The 1,425-nt window shown below is 40.1% G+C and carries 3 protein-coding genes; all 3 read right to left on the bottom strand.

The window, feature by feature from the left end; all coding sequences use genetic code 11:
• Nucleotides 1–19: 19 nt before the first annotated feature.
• Complete coding sequence (locus OCV67_RS13255) at nt 20–325, bottom strand: hypothetical protein (RefSeq protein ID WP_147644398.1); 306 nt, start codon at nt 323–325, stop codon at nt 20–22.
• Nucleotides 326–931 carry a putative phage tail protein gene (locus tag OCV67_RS13250; RefSeq protein ID WP_147644397.1) on the bottom strand — a complete coding sequence of 202 codons (606 nt, stop codon included), beginning with the start codon at nt 929–931 and terminating at the stop codon, nt 326–328. It lies immediately after the preceding gene.
• The coding region (locus OCV67_RS13245) for a baseplate J/gp47 family protein (protein ID WP_178085182.1) at nt 918–1,425 on the bottom strand (508 nt) is incomplete at its 5' end. The genes OCV67_RS13245 and OCV67_RS13250, both read right to left, overlap by 14 nt.

The raw sequence follows: 1,425 nt of genomic DNA, 5'->3' as shown, positions 1-1,425 counted from the left end.
TTTGTCGGAATATATCCCATTATGATTCGCCCTCCTCATATACACGGAATTTTAATTTCATAATCAGTATTTGTCCGGATTTTTTTACTATATGTTCTTCTCTCTGCCCTATAACCGAACCCATACCCAAAAGCTGAATTCCGGTTACTGTACCGTCTGCGGCTTCGGGTATTGTTATTGTAATAACATATTTTCCGTCAATTTCCGAGGTGTCGGTTATTTCCGCATACTTCCACTGATCTCCGTCAATCTGAAACTGACAGCTGTCTATTGTATTAAGTACCGTGGAACTCAGCATATTTAAAATATTTTCTTTCCAGAACATTTATACACCTCCTGAAAATGGTATTTGTCCGCATGAGTAAAGACCGCATAACGGCAAGTCGGTATTGTACGATTCAACTTCACAGCTTAAATATATCGGTGCATCTATACCGAATGAAAGCTCATATTCAATATGCGCCGGAATCTTTTCACTCAAAAGATTTTTTACTTCCTGCAAATAAATCTGCGTACTGTTTCCTCTTTCTGCATTGATATACAAGCAATTATTGCCTTCCGAATCAAACGGCTCAAGGCTGCATTTTGCTTCTCCGCCCGTATACGCCTTTATCATATCGGAAATTACAGAAGCTGAAATTTTGCCCGAACCGATCAGTCTTGCTTTTACAAGTCGGCGGCGTTCTTCAATCGGTTTTAAAGAATCCGGAATAATACCCATAATTTTTTCATAAGAAGAAATCACGCTTTCATCCGCACTGTCTATAAACTGATTGGAAAATACCTGTTCAATACTATTTTGCAGATTGTCGGCAATTCTGCCCTGAGCTTTGAGAATTTCAACCATTTCATATACTTCACGGTAAAAGACCGGATAATAGGTTATTAGCTCCTCATAGTTGTTTTTGTAATGACTTTCAAACAGCTTCAATTTCAGTCACCCCCAAAATAGGCACACTTTCAGCGTTTACCGCAATATTTTCGTCCGAACCGTTAATGACGAGATTTCTGTAATCTGCTATTTCAGTAACATCGGAAATCACAGCACCTATTTCAGAAATTCGTATCATAATTTCCTCTGCGTCAGAACTGTTCATTACCTGAGTTTTAAAATAATTCTCTATCCCCGATTTTATTGACTCCTTTGCCGCTTCAAAGCTAAACCCCTGCTTTACCTCAATCGTAACGGAAATATCTATATACTCGCTTTCAGCTGCCGCAGCTGTAAAATGAGCGCCTATAGGAGCGCAGCCCTCGCCCAGTCCCAGACTGTCAGGGTCCACATACTCTTGTACTTCATTTACAATATCTTTTCCGCACGGAAGTCCGTTTAAATCTATAAGAACCGCCTTTACAGTATTGGGGCCGTTCCACAGCGGAAAGATTTTTGCCTTGCCTACGCCGTCAATACTTTCGCACCATATT

The sequence above is a fragment of the Porcipelethomonas ammoniilytica genome (assembly GCF_025567485.1).
In the GTDB taxonomy this organism is placed as follows: domain Bacteria; phylum Bacillota; class Clostridia; order Oscillospirales; family Ruminococcaceae; genus Porcipelethomonas; species Porcipelethomonas ammoniilytica.
Note: the sequence above shows the minus strand (reverse complement) of the source record. Positions and strands in the feature narration are given on the sequence as shown.